Raw genomic sequence first — 21527 nt, 5'->3', positions numbered from 1 at the left:
TTTTGCTAGGGTATGGAACTCTGTTGCAACAAAAGATTGTTCAATAAAAGAGATAAATGAGAGCATTATATTCGTTAAAGCTTATGGTATCAGGGAATTAAACGAACAAAGGTTGTACTTTATTTGCATAAATCCCTTGACTATGGTATATTTTTATTGGAAATACTAAGCAGAACCAATGGAAAGAGTGGGGAAACCCACTCTTTCGTGTTGTAATTGACTAAATTTTTGAATCCATTACAAAGATATGTATACGGACCATGTATGGAGGAAACGAATGAGTAAAAAAGTAACGGAGACCGTAGAAGAACTTGTGATTCCAATTTTAGATGAATTGGCACTTGAATTGGTAGAAGTCGAGTATGTCAAAGAAGGTAAAAGTTGGTTCCTTCGTGTCTATATTGATAAAGAAACTGGTGTAGACATTGAAGACTGTGGCACAGTAAGTGAAAAATTAGGCGAAAAATTGGACGAAACAGATCCAATTCCGCAAAACTATTTCCTTGAAGTATCGTCACCTGGAGCGGAGAGGCCTTTGAAAAAAGAGAAGGATTTTCATAAAGCACTTGGGAAAAATGTTTACATAAAAACATATGAACCAATTTTGGATGAAAAAGAATTTGAAGGTATCTTGAAAAGCTTTGACGGAAAAGAAGTAGTGATAGAAGTGAAAATTAAAACTAGAAAGAAAACGGTAGTAATCCCTTTTGAGAAGGTTGCTAAAGCAAGACTAGCCGTTACATTTTCTTAAAAAATATTAAGGGGGAACAACCATGAGCAGTGAGTTATTGGATGCTCTCAATGTTTTAGAAAAAGATAAAGGTATTTCAAAGGAAGTTCTGATTGATGCCATCGAGGCAGCATTGATCTCAGCTTACCGTCGAAATTTTAATCAGGCGCAAAATGTTCGTATTGATTTAAATTTTGAAAAAGGTTCAATGAGAGTATTTGCCAGAAAAGATGTTGTGGATCAGGTGTTCGATGCACGACTTGAAATTTCTTTGGAAGAAGCAAAACAAATTAATCCTAGCTATCAACTCGAAGATGTTGTGGAGCTAGAAGTTACACCGAAGGATTTTGGAAGGATTGCAGCACAAACTGCTAAGCAAGTCGTAACACAACGAGTACGTGAAGCAGAACGCGGTATCATTTATTCAGAATTCATTGACCGTGAAGAAGACATTATGACCGGAATTGTTCAACGTCATGATTCTCGGTTTATTTATGTTAGTCTAGGAAAGATTGAAGCATTACTTCCTATTAGCGAACAAATGCCAAATGAACATTATAAACCACATGATCGAATTAAAGTATTTATCACAAAAGTAGAAAAAACATCAAAAGGTCCGCAAATATTCGTCTCACGCACACATCCTGGTCTATTGAAGCGTTTATTTGAAATTGAAGTTCCAGAGATTTTTGATGGAACAGTCGAAATCAAATCGGTTGCGCGTGAAGCAGGCGATCGCTCTAAAATATCCGTTCATTCTGATAATGAAGAGGTTGATCCGGTGGGATCATGTGTTGGTCAAAAAGGACAACGGGTTCAAGCAATTGTTAACGAGCTTAAAGGAGAAAAAATTGATATCGTTAATTGGTCAGAAGATCCGGTCGTATTTGTTGCTAACGCACTTAGCCCATCAAAGGTGCTTGAAGTAATTGTTGAAGAAGCAGAAAAAGCAACAACGGTTATTGTACCTGATTACCAACTCTCACTTGCTATTGGGAAACGAGGACAAAATGCACGCTTAGCAGCAAAATTGACTGGTTGGAAAATTGATATTAAAAGTGAAACAGAAGCTCGTGAAGCAGGAATCTATCCTGTGGAGGAGCAAGAGTTTTTATTAAGTAGAGACAGCTACGTTAATGAAGATGAATTTGTCGAAGATGACGAATAAGATAGAGGTGATCGATTATGAAAAAAATACCAATGCGCAAATGTGTTGCAACTGGTGAAATGAAGCCGAAAAAAGAGTTGATGCGAATCGTTCGATCAAAAGAAGGAGAAGTGAGCATTGACCCTACAGGAAAAAAAGCAGGGCGTGGTGCTTATTTAACTTTGGATAAAGAAACGATTATGCTAGCCAAGAAGAAAAATATCTTGGCCAACCAACTAAATGCGGCAATCGATCCTTCCATTTATGAACAGCTACTTGAATTAGTGGATAAGGAGAATACTTCTACAAGATGATACAACAATGGATGTCTCTACTAGGTTTAGCAAATCGAGCGCGTAAACTAATTTCAGGAGAAGAATTAGTTGTAAAAGAAGTGAGAAGTGGTAAAGCAAAACTAGTCATCTTGGCTTGCGATGCTTCTCCCAATACAGAAAAAAAAATTACTGATAAATGCTTGTATTATCAGGTTCCTATAAAAAAAGTCGAAAATCGATTTTTGCTCGGTCAAGCGATAGGAAAAGATGCGCGGGTTACTGTCGCTGTCTTAGATGAAGGTTTTGCAAGAAAACTCCAAACGTTGCTCGATTAAATTTTACGGGGGTGAACGTATGACTAAAATACGTGTACATGAATATGCAAAACAAAAGAACGTTTCAAGCAAGGATGTAATTAATAAACTCAAAGAAATGAATATAGAGGTATCCAACCATATGACAACATTAGACGATTCTACGATTGATAAATTAAATCATTCAATAAAACCAAAAACACAGCAGTCGAATACTACTTCTACTACTGTGGAAAAATATGAAGAAGAAGCAAATGAGAAAAGCAATACGGTTAATAAGGAAAAGGTGAAGAAAAAACCACCTGTTAAGCCGGTTGCAGGCAAAACTACCCCTCAAGGCGGACAAAAAAACAACTCCAATAGAGGTAAAAGTAATTTCAATAATCGTAATAAAAACAATAAAGGCAGAACCCAAACTCAAACACAAGCTCCGGTTCAAAAGAGAAAAGAACGTGAGCTACCTGCTAAAATTACGTTTGTTGAATCATTAACTGTACAAGAACTTGCTAAAAAATTACACCGTGAGCCATCGGAAATTATCAAAAAGCTATTTATGCTTGGTGTAATGGCTACCATCAACCAAACATTAGACAAAGATGCAATTGAATTGATTGCTGGTGAATATGGTGTTGAGGTAGAAGAAGAAATCTTAGTTGATTTAACAGATCTTGAATCACTTGTTACTGAAGATGATCCAGAAAATACGATTGAACGTCCATCAGTTGTTACGATTATGGGACATGTTGACCATGGGAAAACGACACTACTAGACTCAATTCGTAACACAAAAGTAACAGAGGGAGAAGCTGGTGGAATTACACAGCATATCGGTGCATATCAAGTTGAAGTTAGTGGTAAGAAGATTACGTTCTTAGATACACCTGGGCATGCTGCGTTCACTACAATGCGTGCGCGTGGTGCGCAAGTTACCGATATTACCATTCTAGTTGTAGCTGCTGATGATGGCGTAATGCCACAAACGGTTGAGGCAATTAACCATGCTAAAGCAGCAGAGGTGCCAATTATCGTTGCCGTGAATAAGATGGATAAAGAATCTGCTAATCCTGATCGCGTCATGCAGGAATTAACAGAACACGGTCTTGTTTCTGAGGCGTGGGGCGGGGATACGATTTTTGTTCCAATTTCTGCTAAACAAGGTGAAGGAATTGACAGTTTACTTGAAATGGTCTTGCTTGTTAGTGAAGTAGAAGAATATAAAGCAAATCCAAAACGTAGAGCAGTTGGTACGGTAATTGAATCTCGTCTGGATAAAGGCCGTGGAACAGTTGCTACGTTGCTCGTTCAAAACGGTACTCTTAAAATTGGAGATCCGATTGTAGTTGGTAATTCATTCGGACGTGTACGCGCAATGGTTAACGATCTTGGTCGCCGCGTGAAAGAAGCTGGTCCATCAACACCAGTCGAAATCACAGGTTTGAATGAGGTTCCGGATGCAGGGGATCGTTTTATCGTTTTTGAAGATGAAAAAACAGCCCGTCAAGTTGGGGAAACGCGTGCTCAAAGACAATTGGCTTCATCACGTAATGAAAAATCTGTTGTTACACTTGATAACTTGTTTGAGCAAATGAAACAAGGAGAAATAAAAGAACTGAATATCGTTTTGAAAGCTGATGTTCAAGGATCGGCAGAAGCAGTTGCGGCATCACTTCAAAAAATTGAAGTAGAAGGCGCTAAAGTGAAAATCATTCACTCTGGTGTAGGTGCAATTTCAGAGTCTGATATTATTCTTGCCTCTGCCTCTAATGCGATTGTCATTGGATTCAATGTTCGCCCTGATGCGAATGCTAAGCGAGCAGCAGAAACAGAGAATGTTGATATTCGTCTTCACCGTATTATTTACAAAGCGATCGAAGAAATCGAAGCAGCGATGAAAGGAATGCTTGATCCTGAATTTGAAGAAAAAGTGATTGGTCAAGCAGAAGTACGTACAACATTCAAAGTTTCTAAAATTGGTACAATTGCTGGTTCCTATGTAACGGATGGGAAAATTACCCGAGACAGCAGCGTACGTCTAATTAGACAAGGTATTGTTGTCTTTGAAGGCGAATTAGATACATTAAAACGATTTAAAGATGATGTTAAAGAAGTTGCACAAAACTATGAATGTGGAATCACGATTAAGAACTTTAATGACCTTAAAGAGGGAGATATCATTGAAGCTTACGTGATGCAAGAAATAGAGCGAAAATGATAATCAGTTCTGTCGTTTGTGAATGCATCATATACGACGCTCATTCTTTGAAGGATAAAAGGGCTGTCTTACAAAGAGTGCTGACAAGGCTAAAGCAGAAATTCAATATTTCTGTAAGCGAAGTAGGTTTCCAAGATACGTGGCAAAGAACACAAATTGCCATCGTAGCGGTGACCTCTTCTCGGAAAGCAACTGAGAGAGAAATACAGAATGCCCTGCAATTTCTAGATTCCTTTCCGGAATTAGAACGAACACTAACAGATATTGAATGGCTATAGGTAAAAGCGAGGTGATGTAAATGAGCCTTCGTGCGAATCGTGTCGGCGAGCAAATGAAGAAAGAGTTAAGTGAAATTATCGGTCGTAAAATAAAAGACCCTCGGATTGGTTTTGTTACGGTAACAGATGTTGCTGTTACGGGTGATCTTCAACAAGCAACTGTCTATATCTCAGTACTTGGCGATGAAGAGCAAAAAGAAAATACGTTAAAGGGTCTTTCAAAAGCAACAGGTTTCATCCGTTCAGAAATAGGCCAGAGAATCCGCTTGAGGAAAACTCCAGAAATTTCTTTTGAATTTGATGAATCGGTTGCTTATGGAAATCGAATCGAATCACTTATTACTCAGATTCATTCAGAAAAGCCTGCTAATAAAGACGAAGAATAACAACCGAATGAGGGTGCCCCATAACGTAAAGGTTAGACCTTTTTGGGGCATCCACATTCATCATTTTTTTCTTTTTAAAAACAGGTAGACAATTCGTCTATCTTTTTTTCTGCCAAAAATTAAGAGAATACAAAATGAATATGGCGTTAACACGCCACCATTTATCATGAGGGATATATCATTAAGCACTTTACACTCGCCTAATCATAAATATTGGCGGTGTGGTGCTGGAATGTCGGATGCTGTCTCGATTCTATAAGTATACCTTGCTAAGTAGTTTGGCTGTATTAACAAGTCGTGAAGCCCCGTCCCCATGTCCTTCAACCAAAATGAATAGAGGTGTCAAAAATGGAAGGTATTCTGCCTTTATTAAAACCAAAAGGAATGACTTCGCATGACTGTGTTTTTAAACTTCGAAAAATCTTAAAAACAAAGAAAGTAGGTCATACTGGCACTCTTGACCCGGATGTTACAGGAGTCTTGCCTATTTGTATCGGCAGGGCAACGAAAATTGCTGAATATATTACAGACGCTGGAAAAGCATATGAAGGTGAAATTACGCTCGGTTATTCAACGACTACTGAAGATAGCAGTGGTGAAAAACTGGACGAAGTAATTATTTCTGATGTAATTACTAGAGAACGTATCCTAGAAGTGTTTCAATCTTTAACGGGTCTAATCACCCAAACACCACCGATGTATTCTGCTGTGAAGGTGAATGGCAAGAAATTATATGAATATGCCAGAGCTGGGATTGAGGTCGAAAGGCCTTCAAGAGAAGTGACCATTCATGAATTAACATTACTCGATGATCGTGAAGTTTTTGAGGGGGATACCATTTCATTTAAATTTAAGGTGAAATGCAGTAAAGGGACTTATATCCGAACGCTTGCTGTCATGATGGGAGAACGCCTCGGATACCCAGCGCATATGTCTAGTTTAATTCGAATCGAATCAGCAGGATTTACATTAAATGATTGCAAAACGCTTGAAGAAGTGAAAAACCTATTCGAAGAAGGAAAAGAAAAGGAATTTTTGCTGCCATTAGAACGTGGTCTTTATCATTTGCCGAAATATCAGATTAATGATAAAGTAGCAATGAAAATCCTAAACGGTGCGGTTTTAACGCAGCCGGATGATTTGGCTTATGCTAAAGGTGAACCTTTTGTCATGATAAATGAAAATGGAAGAGCCTTAGCAATTTATCAAGTGCATCCCGTAAAAGATCAAGTAATCAAACCAGTTAAAGTTTTGGTAATAGATGAACTGTGAGGTTTACCGGGAGAAAGAGGAGATTTAATCGTGAAAGTAATTACAATAGAACATCCTCAAATATTTAATCCTGAAGAATTTCCACCTATAGTTATTGCGCTTGGATTTTTTGATGGCATACATATTGGACATCAGAAAGTGATTCAGACGGCAAAAGATGCAGCAATGAGGATGGATGCTAAATCAGCAGTGATGACCTTTGACCCCCATCCATCTGCCGTACTCGGTAACGACAAGCAATCGGTGCAATATATTACACCGTTGCAAGAAAAGATAGAGATTATTGAAAAGCTTGGTGTCGATTATGTTTTTGTTATCCATTTTACAAAAGAATTCGCAATGCTAACACCTCAACAATTTGTGGATGATTATTTAATCAACCTTCGTACAATTCATGTTGTAGCAGGGTTTGATTTCTCATATGGTAGGTTTGGCGAAGGAACGATGGACACGCTTTCGGTTCATTCAAAAGGTCAATTTACGCAAACTGTTGTTGAAAAGCAAACAATGGCAGATGAGAAAATTAGTTCAACAAAGTTAAGAAAGACTTTACAAGAAGGAGACTTTATTGACTTTAATAAGTTAACAGGAAGATGGTATTCTGTCCGTGGTACTGTAATACACGGTGAGAAACGTGGAAGGAAGCTTGGATTTCCTACTGCAAATATCGACATTAAGGATCGATACATATTCCCATCTACAGGTGTGTACGCTGTGAAAATTCAAATTGATCATAAGTGGTTTAATGGTGTTTGCAATGTAGGGTATAAGCCAACCTTCCATGAGGAGAGACCTAAGTATCCATCTGTTGAAGTCCATGTGCTTGGCTTTGATCGAGTTATATATGGAGAAGAGGTCACGGTCGAATGGCATAAAAGGCTCCGTAGTGAGCAAAAGTTTGATGGACTAGAACAATTAGTTCAACAGATTGAGATAGATAAAATGGATGCAATCGAGTATTTCGCGCATATAGAAGAATAGAACTTGCATTTTGTAAAAAAAGGTTGTATGATATTTAAGTATGAAAATAACCGTTGCTTGGCTAAGCGAGTCTCCGACGCTGGCTCAGTAATTGGGGATTTTACAGAAACTTTAGGAGGAATTAACAATGGCAATTACACAATTACGTAAAAACGAACTTATCGCTGAGTACCGCACTCACGACACTGACACTGGATCACCAGAGGTTCAGATTGCAGTATTAACTGAAGAAATCAATAACTTGAACGGTCACTTACGCACTCATAAAAAAGACCACCATTCACGCCGCGGTCTTCTTAAAATGGTTGGTAAACGTCGTAATCTTCTTACTTACCTTCGTAATAAAGATGTTACTCGCTACCGTACATTAATTAATAAATTAGGCCTACGCCGATAATTATTCGAAAAAGCGGGAGATTTTCCCGCTTTTTTGATGTTTGAAGACAAAAGTCTTTTTACATAATGTGTAAAAGAGAGGTTATTTGAAAAAAAGTCTTGTTTTTTTCAAATATACTCTATTTTGCTGTTAATGCTTATTTATTTCGTGCATAATAGGAATAGTTTGGTTATGAATGTTTTATTAATTTGACATATATGTTATTAAGATTTTAGATAAGGTTTAGGTGGAAACGACCAGGCCTCTAAAGTGAAGATCCAGAGAGGGGTTTAATTGAAAGATGGGACAGAACAAACATACGTATTCATACGAATGGGCCGGAAGATCATTAACTGTTGAAATTGGCCAATTGGCAAAACAGGCGAATGGTGCCGTACTTGTAAGATATGGAGAAACAGTTGTTTTAAGTACAGCTACCGCTTCAAAGGAACCAAAAAATGTTGACTTTTTTCCTTTGACTGTAAATTATGAAGAAAGATTATATGCAGTTGGAAAAATACCAGGTGGATTTATTAAGCGTGAAGGAAGACCGAGCGAAAGAGCTATTTTAGCGAGTCGTTTGATTGACCGTCCGATCCGACCTTTATTTGCGGATGGGTTTAGAAATGATGTGCAAGTTATCAGTATGGTAATGAGCGTGGATCAAGATTGTTCATCTGAAATGGCAGCAATGCTAGGATCATCACTTGCGTTATCCGTTTCAGATATTCCGTTTGAAGGGCCGATCGCTGGTGTAGTTGTTGGTAGAATTGATGGGAAATTCATCGTTAATCCGAATGTAGATCAGCTTGCTCAAAGTGATATTAATTTGACTGTAGCTGGAACGAAAGACGCGATTAATATGGTTGAAGCAGGAGCTAATGAAGTACCTGAAGAAACGATGCTTGAAGCCATTATGTTTGGACATGATGAAATTAAGAAATTAATTGAATTTCAAGAAAAAATCGTTGCTGAAATCGGCAAAGAAAAGATGGCAATCACTTTGTATCAAGTAGATGCGGAGCTAGAAGCTGAAATTAAAGGTCTATGTGAAGCAGACTTAAATAAAGCCGTACAAGTTCAAGAGAAACATGCTCGTGAAGCAGCTATTAAAGAAGTAAAAGACCGTGTTCTGTTGCAATTTGAGGAAGAAACTGATGAAGATAAATTAAAGCAAATTAAAGAGATTTTAAATATTTTAGTGAAATCTGAGGTTCGTCGTTTGATAACCGAAGAAAAAGTACGCCCAGACGGTCGTAACCCAGATGAGATCAGACCGCTTTCTTCTGAAATCGACATCCTTCCTCGTACTCATGGTTCAGGATTATTTACACGCGGACAAACTCAAGCTTTGTCTATCTGTACTCTTGGGGCACTAGGGGATGTTCAAATTTTGGACGGACTTGGTACTGAAGAATCAAAACGATTCATGCATCACTATAATTTCCCTCATTTCAGTGTAGGTGAAACAGGACCAATTCGTGGTGCTGGACGTCGTGAAATTGGACATGGGGCACTTGGAGAAAGGGCATTAGAACCAGTCATACCAAATGATAAAGACTTCCCATATACAATACGTCTTGTTTCAGAGGTACTTGAATCAAATGGTTCGACTTCACAAGCAAGTATTTGTGCAAGTACGCTTGCTATGATGGATGCGGGTGTTCCATTGAAAGCACCAGTAGCTGGAATTGCAATGGGACTTGTTAAAACGGGAGAACATTATACAATCTTAACAGATATTCAAGGCATGGAAGATCATTTAGGCGACATGGACTTTAAAGTGGCAGGTACTGCAAAGGGTGTTACTGCGCTGCAAATGGATATTAAGATTGAGGGGTTATCAAGAGAAATTCTTGAGGAAGCACTTCAACAAGCAAAACGCGGAAGAATGCATATTCTTGATTCAATGATGTCAACTATTAATACACCGCGCGAAAGTCTTTCTAAATATGCACCTAAAATTTTAACGATGGCAATTAACCCAGATAAGATCCGTGATGTAATTGGACCGAGCGGAAAACATATTAATAAAATTATTGAAGAAACTGGCGTGAAAATTGATATCGAACAAGATGGTACGGTGTTTATTGCTTCTACTGATGAAGAGATGAACCAAAAAGCGAAGAAAATTATTGAAGATATAGTTCGTGAAGTAGTGGTTGGTGAAGTCTATCTTGGTAAAGTAAAAAGAATTGAAAAATTTGGCGCGTTTGTTGAAATCTTTAATGGAAAAGACGGCCTAGTTCACATATCTGAGCTTGCTGAAGAACGTGTAGGTAAGGTTGAGGACGTTGTGAAAATAGGCGATGAATTAGCTGTTAAAGTCGTTGAGATCGATAAGCAAGGAAGAGTAAATCTTTCTCATAAAGCAATCTTAAAGGCTCAAAAAGAAAGTGAAGAAAAATCACAGGCTTAAGAGTGTTTAAAATATCGAAAAAATGAATGCATGCGATTCTTTGTGAATTTGCATGCTTTTTTCTATTTAACACTTTGACGAGGGCTAGATGCCTTAGGTTTTGAGTAATCAATTTACATCGTCTAAACTTGGTGTCAGTTTCTTAACAAGATAAGGGACGGGAGTGTAGACATATAGTCACTTAGAACATTGCATTTTTTTAACGAGTTGCGTTATTATTTTTGTCAGTAGCGGCTTTCGTTCTACCTTGTCCATTCTTCTCATACTATTTATATGAGAGGAGCGGTGAAAAATGAAGAAATTAAGCCAGATAGTTGCGTTTAGTGCCATTGCAGGTATATCATGGTTATTAGTGCAAAATCCATATGTAGATGTATATGTAAAGTCAATAACTGGGCAGTCTGTTGTTGCAGTGAAGCAGAGTGACACGCTTATGCAAGATATTGAATCAAAGGCGAAGGATTATGAAATAGCTCCACAGGATGCACGAATTGATTCAATCTGGAAAACGGTACCTGGTCTTAACGGTATTAAAGTAAACGTTAGGGAATCTTATAAAGCAATGAGGGAAAAAGGGGTTTTTAATGAAAAAAAATTGGTTCTTACACAAGTTTCACCTAACGTACATATAAGCGATTTGACTCCAGCACCAATTTACCGAGCTCATCCTGAAAAACCCGTCGTATCACTTTTAATTAATGTGGCATGGGGAAATGAATATTTACAGGATATGCTTGCCATACTTAAGGAAAATGACGTTAAGGCTACCTTCTTTTTGGAGGGCAGATGGACAAAGAATAATCCAGAACTAGCGAAAATGATTAAACAAGGCGAACATGAAATTGGCAATCATTCTTATAGTCACCCTGATATGAAGACATTATCTCAATCGGCAGCTAAAAATGAAATGCAAAAAACAAATGAAGTGATTGAAGCTGTAACTGATGAGAAAGTGAAGTGGTTTGCTCCTCCTAGTGGGAGTTTCCGTGATCAAACAGTCGAAGACGCAAATAGTCTTGGGATGGGAACGATACTTTGGAGTGTCGATACGATTGATTGGCAAAAGCCAAGTCCTGATGTTTTGCTAAACAGGGTTCTCAGTAAAGTTCACTCTGGAGCATTTATCCTGATGCATCCGACAGACGCTTCTGCATCGTCATTAGAAGAATTAATTCAACAATTGAAGAAGAAAGGTCTGCAAATTGTAACCGTTTCAGAAGCTGTTAATGAAAAAAGAACGATTCAATAAATGGCTGCTGTACCAATTTGCCTTTTCTTCTACAGCAAAGAATAAGGAGGAATGTGCATTGATTAAGAAATATACATGTCAAAATGGCACAAGAATTGTACTTGAAAACATCCCACATGTTCGTTCAGCTGCGATAGGAATTTGGATTAAAACAGGCTCCCGTAATGAAGCACCAGAATTAAACGGGATCTCCCATTTTTTGGAGCATATGTTCTTTAAGGGGACGACTACTCGTAATGCGCGAGAAATTGCTGAATCTTTCGATAGCATTGGTGGCCAAGTAAATGCCTTTACATCAAAGGAATATACTTGTTATTATGCAAAAGTACTCGACAACCATGCAAGCTATGCTCTTGAAATTCTTTCGGATATGTTCTTTAATTCTACATTTGACGAAGAAGAATTGAAAAAAGAGAAAAATGTAGTACTTGAAGAAATTAAAATGTACGAAGATACTCCGGATGATATTGTCCATGATTTGTTAAGTGAAGCAGTTTATGAAAAACATCCTCTAGGTTTTCCAATCCTTGGGACAGAAGAAACGCTTGCTACGTTTACAAGTGAGACGTTAAAACAATATATACATGATATGTATACCCCAGACAAAGTAGTTATTTCTATTGCTGGGAATGTAGATGAAAGCATGATTCAAGAAGTTGAAAGATATTTCGGATCATATACAGGCGGTGATACTCAAACGGAACTCATTAAGCCTATTTTTCATCAAAATCAGTTCACCAAGAAGAAAGAAACAGAACAGGCTCATCTATGTTTAGGTTTTGAAGGCTTGAGCATCGGACACGATGACATGTATAGTTTAATAACTCTCAACAATATTTTAGGTGGAAGTATGAGTAGCCGTCTGTTCCAAGAGGTTCGAGAGCAGCGTGGTCTGGCCTATTCAGTTTATTCCTATCATTCAAGTTATCAAGATAGCGGTTTAGTGACGATATATGGCGGTACTGGAGCTAATCAGTTGGACAGTCTATATGAAACGATCCAAATGACTTTAGAAACGCTTAAGCGGGAAGGAATCTCGGCAAAAGAACTAAGAAACAGCAAAGAGCAACTTAAGGGTAGCTTAATGATGAGTCTTGAAAGCACTAATAGTAGAATGAGTCGAAATGGCAAAAACGAGCTACTGCTTGAAAACCATCGTTCTCTTGATCGGATTGTAGAATTAATTGATGAAGTAACGGAAGAAAGTGTAAATAAAATGGCGCAACAAATTTTCACCGATTCTTATGCTTCTTCATTAGTAAGTCCGTTAGAAGGCTGGAATAAATAAGCTAATAAAACATCCATGAGCGTCTGTTCTAATGCGCAACGATCTAAAAATGTTCAGGATCTCAAATTGCATAACCTTATGAAGGTGATGGTACGGAGCTGATTTTGCGAAGTTTCGCCCCTTCTCCACGGAAAAAGAATTAGACTCTTAAGAAAGGGTTTAATTCTTTTTTTGTGTGAAAGAAATATGAATAATATTTGTAATAACTTAGGTTGATTAGAGTGTTCACTTATTGTTTTGTTCTAATGGTCATACTTGTACTTCTATTCTTGGACAAAATCGGATATAGATGAAATATGACTGTATGAGGAGGAGATAGGCTTTGAGGCTTAGTGAATTAAGTGGAAAAGAAATTGTTGATGTGGCGAGAGCTGAACGTTTAGGAGTTTTAGGTCAAACTGATCTCGAAATCAATGAAGAAGGTCAAATTCTGGCTTTAATCATCCCTTCTTTAAAGTGGTTCGGATTAAAGCGGCAAGGACATGAAATAAAAGTGCCTTGGCAGCACGTAAAAAAGATTGGATCCGATATGGTGATTATAGATGTCGTGGAAACTCAATATAAAGAGTAAAGTCTAAAGTTCTTTTTTTCTACTGCCTAAGGGCGGTTTTTTTTTTGGAATCCCTGATAATGTTACTTCAAATTCGAATGTAAGATAAAATCCTTCAATCACCTATTTTGAAAGAAATACATAGGATGTAAGGGTAAAACAATGAAAAAAACTAAGAAGATATTTCCATGAAAAAGAAGGTGACGGTTTTAATGCTCACAGGCTTGCAAATCGCAGTTATCGGCGGGGATGCTCGTCAGCTAGAGGTAGTTCGGAAATTGACTGAACTTGATGCAAGACTTTGGCTAGTAGGCTTTGAACAGCTTGAACATTCATTTACAGGTGCGGTAAAAGAAAAGCTTGAAGATGTAGACTTTTCTGAAATTGATGTTGTCATCCTACCTGTTGCAGGTACAAATCTTGAGGGGAAAGTAGATACGATTTTTTCAAATGAAGAGGTAACGATTACGGAAGAAATTGTATCAAGAACTTCATCACATTGTACGTTTTATTCTGGAATTAGTAATGCATATCTAACAGAAATTATGAAAAATACCAATCGGCGACTTGTACAGCTTTTTGATAGGGATGACGTCGCCATTTATAACTCAATCCCTACAGTGGAAGGGACAATTATGATGGCTATACAACATACAGATTTCACCCTACATGGCTCAAATGTTGCTATTTTAGGATTAGGTAGAGTTGGCATGACAGCAGCAAGAAGCTTTCAAGCACTTGGTGCAAAGGTAAGAGTAGCGGCTAGAAAAACGGAAGATATTGCAAGGATTACGGAGATGGCCATGACACCCTTTCATATCAATGATCTGACGAAGATGGTGAGAGATGTAGATATATGTATTAATACAATTCCTCATCCAATTATCACGGCTTCTGTACTAGCGAACATGCCTGTTCACACCTTAGTCATTGATCTTGCTTCAAAACCGGGAGGAACAGATTTTCGTTTTGCTGAAAAAAGAGGAATTAAAGCATTGCTTGCACCAAGCTTACCTGGCATCGTTGCACCGAAAACTGCCGGTAAAATTTTGGGGAGTGCATTATCCGAATTAATTAAGGAAGATATGAAAAAACGAAAGGGGAAAACGAAATGAGCTTAAAAGGTGTACGAATCGGTTTTGGATTAACTGGTTCGCATTGTACGTATGATGCTGTTTTTCCTGAAATAGAAAAATTGGTAAATGAAGGCGCAGAGGTCATCCCCATCGTTACATCGACTGTTCAGCATACCGAAACAAGATTTGGAAAAGGGGAAGACTGGATTGGGAGGATAGAAAAATTAACCGGACACCATGTTGTCGATTCGATCGTAAAAGCGGAGCCACTTGGTCCGAAAACCCCGCTTGCTTGTATGGTCATTGCACCGATGACAGGGAATTCTATGAGTAAGATGGCGAATGCCTTAACCGATTCTCCGGTGCTTATGGCAGCAAAAGCGACGATGAGGAATCATCGTCCAGTCGTAGTAGCAATCTCAACCAATGATGCTTTGGGACTTAATGGAACGAATTTAATGAGACTAATGGACTCAAAAGATGTTTACTTTGTACCATTCGGTCAGGATGATCCGGAGAAGAAACCGACTTCTATGGTAGCGAGAATGAGTCAAATACGTGAAACGATTATTGCTGCATTAGATGGCAAACAAATTCAACCAGTAATCATCGAGAGATATAATGATTCTACTTCAATATAAAAGTGAAATAGTAGAAAAAGCTTTTTTTATAGTCAGATTTTTGTAAATTTTTTGCTTGTATTGCCTCGATTACATCATAAATTAGTAAAAGCCTGTTTCTTTCGTGCATTGATATGTTAAAATAAATGATAATTCTATTAATAAAGTTACAGTATCGATGACAAATAGATAGAAGTCATCATGTAAATGGAAAAGGGGTAAAGACAATGGAAGAGACAAAAGGATTAAATATTGCGGTTGTCGGGGCGACCGGAGCAGTAGGACAACAAATGATAAAAACACTTGAATCAAGAGAACTGCCTATAAAAAAAATCACTTTTTTATCTTCGGCCCGTTCGGCAGGAAAGAAACTTTTGTTTAAAGGCGAAGAAGTTGAAGTTCAGGAAGCAAAGCCTGAAAGCTTTGAAGGTATAGATATCGCTTTATTCAGTGCGGGTGGAAGTATTTCTAAAGAGTTGGCACCTGAAGCAGTGAAACGCGGAGCAATCGTGGTAGATAATACAAGTGCCTACCGCATGGATGAACGTGTGCCGTTAGTTGTACCTGAAGTGAATGAAGAAGACTTACGCAACCATAATGGAATTATTGCGAACCCAAATTGTTCAACGATTCAAATGGTCGTAGCTCTAGAACCGATTAGAAAGGCTTATGGATTAAATAAGATAATTGTTTCCACTTATCAGGCCGTTTCAGGAGCTGGTGCTGCAGCAATCAATGAATTAAAAGGGCAAACTCGTGAAATACTTGATAATCAAGAAATCAAACCAGCAGTATTACCAGTTAAAGGTGATAAAAAGCATTATCAAATTGCATTTAACGTCATCCCACAAATAGATACATTTCAGGATAACGGCTTTACTTACGAAGAAATGAAAATGATTAATGAAACAAAAAAAATCATGCATATGCCAAAACTACAGGTAGCTGCTACTTGTGTAAGGCTACCTGTCGAGACTGGTCATTCTGAGTCAGTATATGTTGAAACGACTGCATCTAGCATTACTGCAGCAGATATCAAATCATTATTAAGTGATGCACCAGGAGTCGTACTTCAAGACGACCCAGAAAATCAAATTTATCCGATGCCAGCCGATGCTGTTGGAAAACCTGACGTTTTTGTTGGCAGAATCCGCAAAGATTTGGATAAAGAGAACGGAATCCATCTATGGATAGTATCTGATAACTTGCTTAAAGGTGCTGCTTGGAATTCAGTTCAAATTGCAGAAAGCTTATTGAAATTAGGATTAGTTACGGTAAAATAAAGATAGCAACTAACAGTAAATCGTGAATCATCAAACCGAATGGATTGTTAGATTGTAAGTAAAAGAGTTATGATAAGCAATGTGGCTGGTTAAAAAAGTAGAGTCCGTAACTACTGATTACAGTATAAAAGTTTTTTTACTACCAATTACTGTAGTAGAATGCGAAATGGCAACTTTTTTAGCTAGCCCTTTACATTTGAGGTGTTTAGAATGAAATTCATCGTTCAGAAATTCGGAGGAACTTCTGTACGAGATGAGGAAAGCAGAACACATGCTAAGCGTCATATCCAAAAAGCGCTAAATGATGGGTTCAAGGTTGTGGTCGTCGTCTCGGCAATGGGAAGAAAGGGAGATGTCTATGCAACGGACACGCTTTTATCACTCGTAAATGGTACAGACAGCAAACTCTCAAAAAGAGAACAAGATTTACTTTTATCAGTGGGGGAAACGATCTCCTCGGTTGTTTTCACGAATACACTGCTGGATAGTGGAATAAGTGCGACAACCTTTACTGGAGCACAAGCTGGATTTCTCACAAACCAGGATCATACAAATGCCAAAATTATTGACATGAAATGTGATAGAATAAGAAGAGAGTTAGAACTTCATGATGTAGTCGTAGTTGCTGGTTTTCAAGGAGCAGCAAAAAACGGGGACATAACGACGATTGGACGGGGTGGAAGTGATACATCTGCAGCTGCTCTTGGCTCGGCGTTACAAGCTGAATATGTAGATATATTCACTGATGTAGAAGGCATAATGACAGCTGATCCACGCATTGCTGACTTTGCTCGCCCGCTTTCTGTAGTAACTTACAATGAAGTATGTAATATGGCTTATCAAGGTGCGAAAGTTATTCATCCTAGAGCTGTTGAGATTGCGATGCAGGCAAAGGTACCAATCCGCATCAGATCCACGTATTCAGATGGTCTCGGAACATTGGTAACGAGCATGAATAGAGGCAGTAATGGGACTGAGATAAAAGAAAGACTTGTGACAGGGATAGCCCATGTTTCGAAAATTACTCAAATCAAAGTGAAAGCAAAGAAAGACCAATATAATCTGCAAGCAGAAGTTTTTAAAGCGATGGCAAATGCTTCGATAAGCGTCGATTTTATTAATATTTCACCAAACGCCGTCGTTTATACCGTAACAGAAGAAATGACAAACAATGCTATTTCAATTTTAGAAAACATGGGGTATGAGCCATTTATCCAAAGGAATTGTGCAAAAGTCTCTGTTGTAGGGGCTGGAATTAATGGAGTGCCTGGTGTCGCTGCCAAAATTGTTTCAGCATTATCAGATCGAGAAATTAGCATTTTACAATCCGCGGATAGCCACACTACCATTTGGGTGTTAGTAAAGGAACAAGATTTGTCAGTTGCTGTGAATGCACTGCATGACGCATTTCAATTGCATGAAGAAGCACCGGAATACCGGATAACGGATCGATAACTTTTATTAAAATTATTGTATCCATGATGAGAGTCTCATCTTATAAAATCAAGAGGTGTATGTATGATTAACTTTGGTAGAGTTTCAACCGCAATGGTTACTCCTTTCGATAAAAAAGGGAATATTGACTTTGCAAAAACAACATTATTAATTAATTACTTGATTGAAAATGGCACAGATTCATTAGTTATATCAGGTACGACTGGTGAGTCACCTACTTTAACATCTGAAGAAAAAATTGCTTTACTCAAACATGTTGTAAATGTTGTAGATAAACGAGTTCCTGTCGTTATGGGAACAGGTAGCTATAATACGTATGCAACAATTGAACTTACGAAAAAAGCAGAGGAAAATGGTGCAGATGCCATCATGCTCGTAGCACCTTACTATAGTAAAACGAATCAAGAAGGTCTATATCAACATTTTAAAACAATTGCACAAAGCACCTCTCTTCCAGTCATGGTTTATAATATTCCTGGAAGAGCGGCTGTTAACATTGCACCAGAAACAATTATTAGATTATCAGAGATTGATAATATTGTGGCGGTTAAAGAAGCGAGTGGTGATTTGACTGCAATGACTCAAATTATTTCTGAAGTAAGTGAAGATTTTCAACTGTATAGCGGGGATGACGGTATTACTCTTCCTGTTCTTGCGATTGGGGGTGCTGGAGTCGTTTCTGTCGCATCACATATTATCGGGAATGAAATGCAGCAAATGATCGAGTCCTTTTTTACAGGAAACATGAAAGATGCAGCGAAACAGCATCAGACATTGCTTCCAGTATTCAAAGGATTATTTTCAGCACCAAGTCCTGTTCCAGTAAAGACCGCTTTGCAAATGAAGGGAATCGATGTCGGTTCGGTTAGACTTCCGCTTGTACCACTTACTGAACAGGAAAGAACGGCACTTAGCACTGTTATTTTATAAAATGAAACTTCAATCAGTGGAGGTTTTCTTCATCTTCCACTGATTGTTAGTCCCGTTCTACTGTCGCTAAGATCTTCACTATCGCTTTGATCAATCGACAGTACGAATAAGGTTCAACGAAATCAGACTAAGTACGCCGCGTCCTTTAGTCTTTCGTTTGAGTGACCCACATCCAGTGGGCCTCAACTAAACCGCTGAAGATCACAGGAACGTCTACTAAGATTGCTCACGTCCTGTGAGCAAGACGCCATCACATCCTATGATAGTCCGACAAGCAAAAGATGGAATACGGCGTGGCGTAGTTTGCCACAGAGTATTACAGCTTATGACCTTAAGTAAGGCTAGGAGCCGCAACTAGATAAGGCAGTTATCCACTACCTATGCTTCTTCGATTCCTCTTAGCCTTGAGGTGGGGGGACTGCCCGTTAGTTAATGCGGGATAAATATAGAAATCGTATACAAGCCAATCGGGAACGATTGGCTTGTTGTATATAAACGATGTATGCGCTTTAAAATTAAGAAATTGTACTTTTTGAATTTGATATTAAATCAAAGGTAGAAAGTGAAAGATTGCCATGTTTTTTCAGTATCAGTTATAATGGATACAATTGGAATTCGAACTGTATTTATTTGAGGAGGATATTCGGTTGACTAAAGATCAAATAAACGGCATCAGAGTTATACCCCTGGGAGGACAGGGCGAGCTTGGAAAAAATATGTATATAGTTGAAGTAAATCAAGATATGTTCCTGCTTGATGCAGGTTTAATGTTTCCTGAAGAAGAAATGTTAGGTATTGATGCGGTTATTCCGGATATTTCATATGTAATCGAGAATAGAGAAAGAGTTAAAGCGATCTTGCTAAGTCATGGGCACGACGACCAAATCGGGGCATTGTCATATGTTTTAAAATATATTAAGGCGCCTGTTTATGGTACAAAACTAACATTAGCTTTAGCAAAAGAGAAAATGAAGGAAAATGATTTTAAAGGAAAAGCTGAATTAATTGAGATTCAATCTGATTCAATTTTGAACTTTCCATCAAGCAAAATAAGTTTCTTCCGGACGAATCATAGTATACCTGATTCTATTGGGATAGCAATTCATACACAAGAAGGTGCAATTGTCTATACGAGTGATTTTAAATTTGATCAATCGGCAACAGAATTGTACAAGCCTGAAATTGGTAAAATGGCGGCACTCGGAGAAGCCGGAGTACTGTGTCTGATGTCAGATAGTATTGGAGCTGAATCTTCAGGTTATACCCCGTCAGAAGCAATAGTAGAACAGGAAATGATTCAAACATTTCAACAAGCAAGAGGGAGATTAATTGTAACTTGTTTCGCTTCTAATATTATCCGCATTCAACATGTATTTAACGCTGCTTCAATCAGTGGTAGAAAAGTTGTAGTGGTTGGAAAAAACATACAACGGATATATGAAACCTCCTTAAAATTGGGCTATCTAACATTATCTGAAGAATTATTGATACCAGCGTCACAACTTAAACAATATCCCGATCATGAGGTAGTAATTTTATTGACTGGTCAACAAAGAGATCCAATAACAGTGTTGCAAAAAATGGTAAAAGGGCAGCATAAGCATGTCTCAATTAAACGGGAAGACACAGTGATTCTTGCAATTGCACCATCAAAAGGTGGAGAGGTGACACTATTTAAAACGATTGATATGTTATACCGTACTGGTGCCACAGTTGTATCTAATCGTAATATAGTTCATGTTACCGGACATGGCAGTCAAGAAGAACTAAAAATGATGCTAAATTTAATGAAGCCGAAATACTTAATGCCGGTACGAGGAGAATATCGGCAATTATATGCACACCAAAAGCTTGGGATTGGGGCAGGTCTAAGTAAAGATCATGTCGTTGTCGCAGATAAAGGTGATGTAGTTGAAATTAGCTCTAATCAAATTAGACTTTCAAGTAAAGTGACATCAGGAAATGTATTAATTGATGGAAGCGGTGTGGGGGATGTAGGTAATATCGTACTCCGTGATCGAAGACTCTTGTCACAAGATGGAACATTAATTGTTGTAGTAACATTGAACAGAGGAGATAAATCAATTGCAGCTGGGCCGGAAATCATTTCTCGCGGTTTTGTGTATGTTCGTGAATCAGAGAAGTTAATGGACGAAGCAGCGGTGTTAGTTCATAATATTGTGCAAAAAGCAAGAACTAGCCATCCGTTTGATTGGGCTGTATTGAAGCAAGATATGCGTGATTCATTAAACCAATACCTTTTTGAGAAAACGAAGAGACGTCCGATGATCTTGCCGATTATCATGGAAATTTAATACTAAAAAAATGCTCCTAGCTGGACGAAGTCGCTAGGAGCATTTTTGTTACTTAAATTATGATTTTTATAATTTATCCCACATTAACGGGCAGTAAGACCCCAACTTAAGGCTAAGAGGAATCGAAGAAGCTTAGGTGGGGATTACTGCCTATTCTAGTTGCGGCTCCTAGCCTTACTTAAGGTCATAAGCTGTAATACTCTGTGGCAAACTCCGGACTATCATAGGATGTGATGGCGTCTTGCTCACAGGACGTGAGCGATCTTAGTAGACGTTCCTTAAAGCAGTCGCCTCGCTTTTTGACGTAAAAGCCCGATTGGTGAGATACAGTGAAACTTACAGTTGTAATCTTCAGCGGTATAGTAGAACGG

Annotated in this window: 20 protein-coding genes; all 20 read left to right on the top strand. The window is 38.2% G+C overall.

Annotated elements, in window-relative coordinates; all coding sequences use genetic code 11:
- Positions 1-277 precede the first annotated feature (277 nt).
- Positions 278-751: a ribosome maturation factor RimP gene (gene rimP / locus V179_RS0118765; protein ID WP_028392816.1), complete on the top strand. Its 474-nt coding sequence runs from the start codon at positions 278-280 to the stop codon at positions 749-751.
- Positions 752-773: 22 nt separating this feature from the next.
- Positions 774-1898: a transcription termination factor NusA gene (gene nusA, locus V179_RS0118760; protein ID WP_028392815.1), complete on the top strand. Its 1125-nt coding sequence runs from the start codon at positions 774-776 to the stop codon at positions 1896-1898.
- A 17-nt stretch (positions 1899-1915) separates the two neighbouring features.
- On the top strand, positions 1916-2191 hold the full coding sequence (rnpM, locus tag V179_RS0118755) for an RNase P modulator RnpM (protein WP_034302013.1): 276 nt from the start codon (positions 1916-1918) through the stop codon (positions 2189-2191).
- Entirely contained in the window at positions 2188-2487 is a 300-nt protein-coding gene (locus V179_RS0118750) for a YlxQ family RNA-binding protein (RefSeq protein WP_028392813.1), read from the top strand. The genes rnpM and V179_RS0118750 overlap by 4 nt, the downstream gene beginning before the upstream one ends.
- Before the next feature lie 19 nt (positions 2488-2506).
- Positions 2507-4678 carry a translation initiation factor IF-2 gene (infB, locus tag V179_RS0118745; RefSeq protein ID WP_028392812.1) on the top strand — a complete coding sequence of 724 codons (2172 nt, stop codon included), beginning with the start codon at positions 2507-2509 and terminating at the stop codon, positions 4676-4678.
- Positions 4675-4956, top strand: coding sequence for a DUF503 domain-containing protein (locus V179_RS0118740; RefSeq protein ID WP_028392811.1), 282 nt, complete (start codon positions 4675-4677; stop codon positions 4954-4956). The genes infB and V179_RS0118740 overlap by 4 nt, the downstream gene beginning before the upstream one ends.
- Positions 4957-4976: 20 nt before the next feature.
- Positions 4977-5342 carry a 30S ribosome-binding factor RbfA gene (gene rbfA / locus V179_RS0118735; RefSeq protein ID WP_028392810.1) on the top strand — a complete coding sequence of 122 codons (366 nt, stop codon included), beginning with the start codon at positions 4977-4979 and terminating at the stop codon, positions 5340-5342.
- Between the two features lie 348 nt (positions 5343-5690).
- On the top strand, positions 5691-6614 hold the full coding sequence (gene truB, locus V179_RS0118730; protein ID WP_028392809.1) for a tRNA pseudouridine(55) synthase TruB: 924 nt from the start codon (positions 5691-5693) through the stop codon (positions 6612-6614).
- A 30-nt stretch (positions 6615-6644) separates the two neighbouring features.
- Positions 6645-7595, top strand: coding sequence for a bifunctional riboflavin kinase/FAD synthetase (gene ribF, locus V179_RS0118725; protein WP_028392808.1), 951 nt, complete (start codon positions 6645-6647; stop codon positions 7593-7595).
- A gap of 127 nt (positions 7596-7722) precedes the next feature.
- Positions 7723-7992, top strand: coding sequence for a 30S ribosomal protein S15 (gene rpsO / locus V179_RS0118720; protein ID WP_028392807.1), 270 nt, complete (start codon positions 7723-7725; stop codon positions 7990-7992).
- A 280-nt stretch (positions 7993-8272) separates the two neighbouring features.
- Positions 8273-10390 (top strand): polyribonucleotide nucleotidyltransferase, encoded by a 2118-nt coding sequence (pnp, locus tag V179_RS0118715; RefSeq protein WP_028392806.1) that lies wholly within the window; start codon positions 8273-8275, stop codon positions 10388-10390.
- A 292-nt stretch (positions 10391-10682) separates the two neighbouring features.
- Entirely contained in the window at positions 10683-11639 is a 957-nt protein-coding gene (locus V179_RS0118710) for a polysaccharide deacetylase family protein (RefSeq protein WP_028392805.1), read from the top strand.
- Between the two features lie 58 nt (positions 11640-11697).
- Positions 11698-12927, top strand: a complete 1230-nt coding sequence (locus V179_RS0118705; protein ID WP_028392804.1) for a M16 family metallopeptidase — start codon at positions 11698-11700, stop codon at positions 12925-12927.
- Between the two features lie 322 nt (positions 12928-13249).
- Positions 13250-13498 (top strand): YlmC/YmxH family sporulation protein, encoded by a 249-nt coding sequence (locus tag V179_RS0118700; protein WP_028392803.1) that lies wholly within the window; start codon positions 13250-13252, stop codon positions 13496-13498.
- A gap of 191 nt (positions 13499-13689) precedes the next feature.
- Positions 13690-14592, top strand: coding sequence for a dipicolinic acid synthetase subunit A (gene dpaA / locus V179_RS0118695; RefSeq protein ID WP_028392802.1), 903 nt, complete (start codon positions 13690-13692; stop codon positions 14590-14592).
- Positions 14589-15194, top strand: a complete 606-nt coding sequence (locus tag V179_RS0118690; protein WP_028392801.1) for a dipicolinate synthase subunit B — start codon at positions 14589-14591, stop codon at positions 15192-15194. The genes dpaA and V179_RS0118690 overlap by 4 nt, the downstream gene beginning before the upstream one ends.
- Before the next feature lie 206 nt (positions 15195-15400).
- Positions 15401-16456 (top strand): aspartate-semialdehyde dehydrogenase, encoded by a 1056-nt coding sequence (asd, locus tag V179_RS0118685; protein WP_028392800.1) that lies wholly within the window; start codon positions 15401-15403, stop codon positions 16454-16456.
- A 210-nt stretch (positions 16457-16666) separates the two neighbouring features.
- Positions 16667-17911: an aspartate kinase gene (gene dapG, locus V179_RS0118680; RefSeq protein WP_028392799.1), complete on the top strand. Its 1245-nt coding sequence runs from the start codon at positions 16667-16669 to the stop codon at positions 17909-17911.
- A gap of 63 nt (positions 17912-17974) precedes the next feature.
- Positions 17975-18841, top strand: a complete 867-nt coding sequence (gene dapA / locus V179_RS0118675; RefSeq protein ID WP_028392798.1) for a 4-hydroxy-tetrahydrodipicolinate synthase — start codon at positions 17975-17977, stop codon at positions 18839-18841.
- Between the two features lie 647 nt (positions 18842-19488).
- Positions 19489-21156: a ribonuclease J gene (locus tag V179_RS0118670; RefSeq protein WP_028392797.1), complete on the top strand. Its 1668-nt coding sequence runs from the start codon at positions 19489-19491 to the stop codon at positions 21154-21156.
- Positions 21157-21527 lie beyond the last annotated feature (371 nt).

Origin of the sequence: Bacillus cihuensis (assembly GCF_000504145.1) — a bacterium.
GTDB lineage: Bacteria > Bacillota > Bacilli > Bacillales > DSM-1321 > Peribacillus > Peribacillus huizhouensis.
The sequence above is the reverse complement of the archived record's forward strand: the minus strand, read 5'-3'. Positions and strand labels throughout refer to the sequence as shown.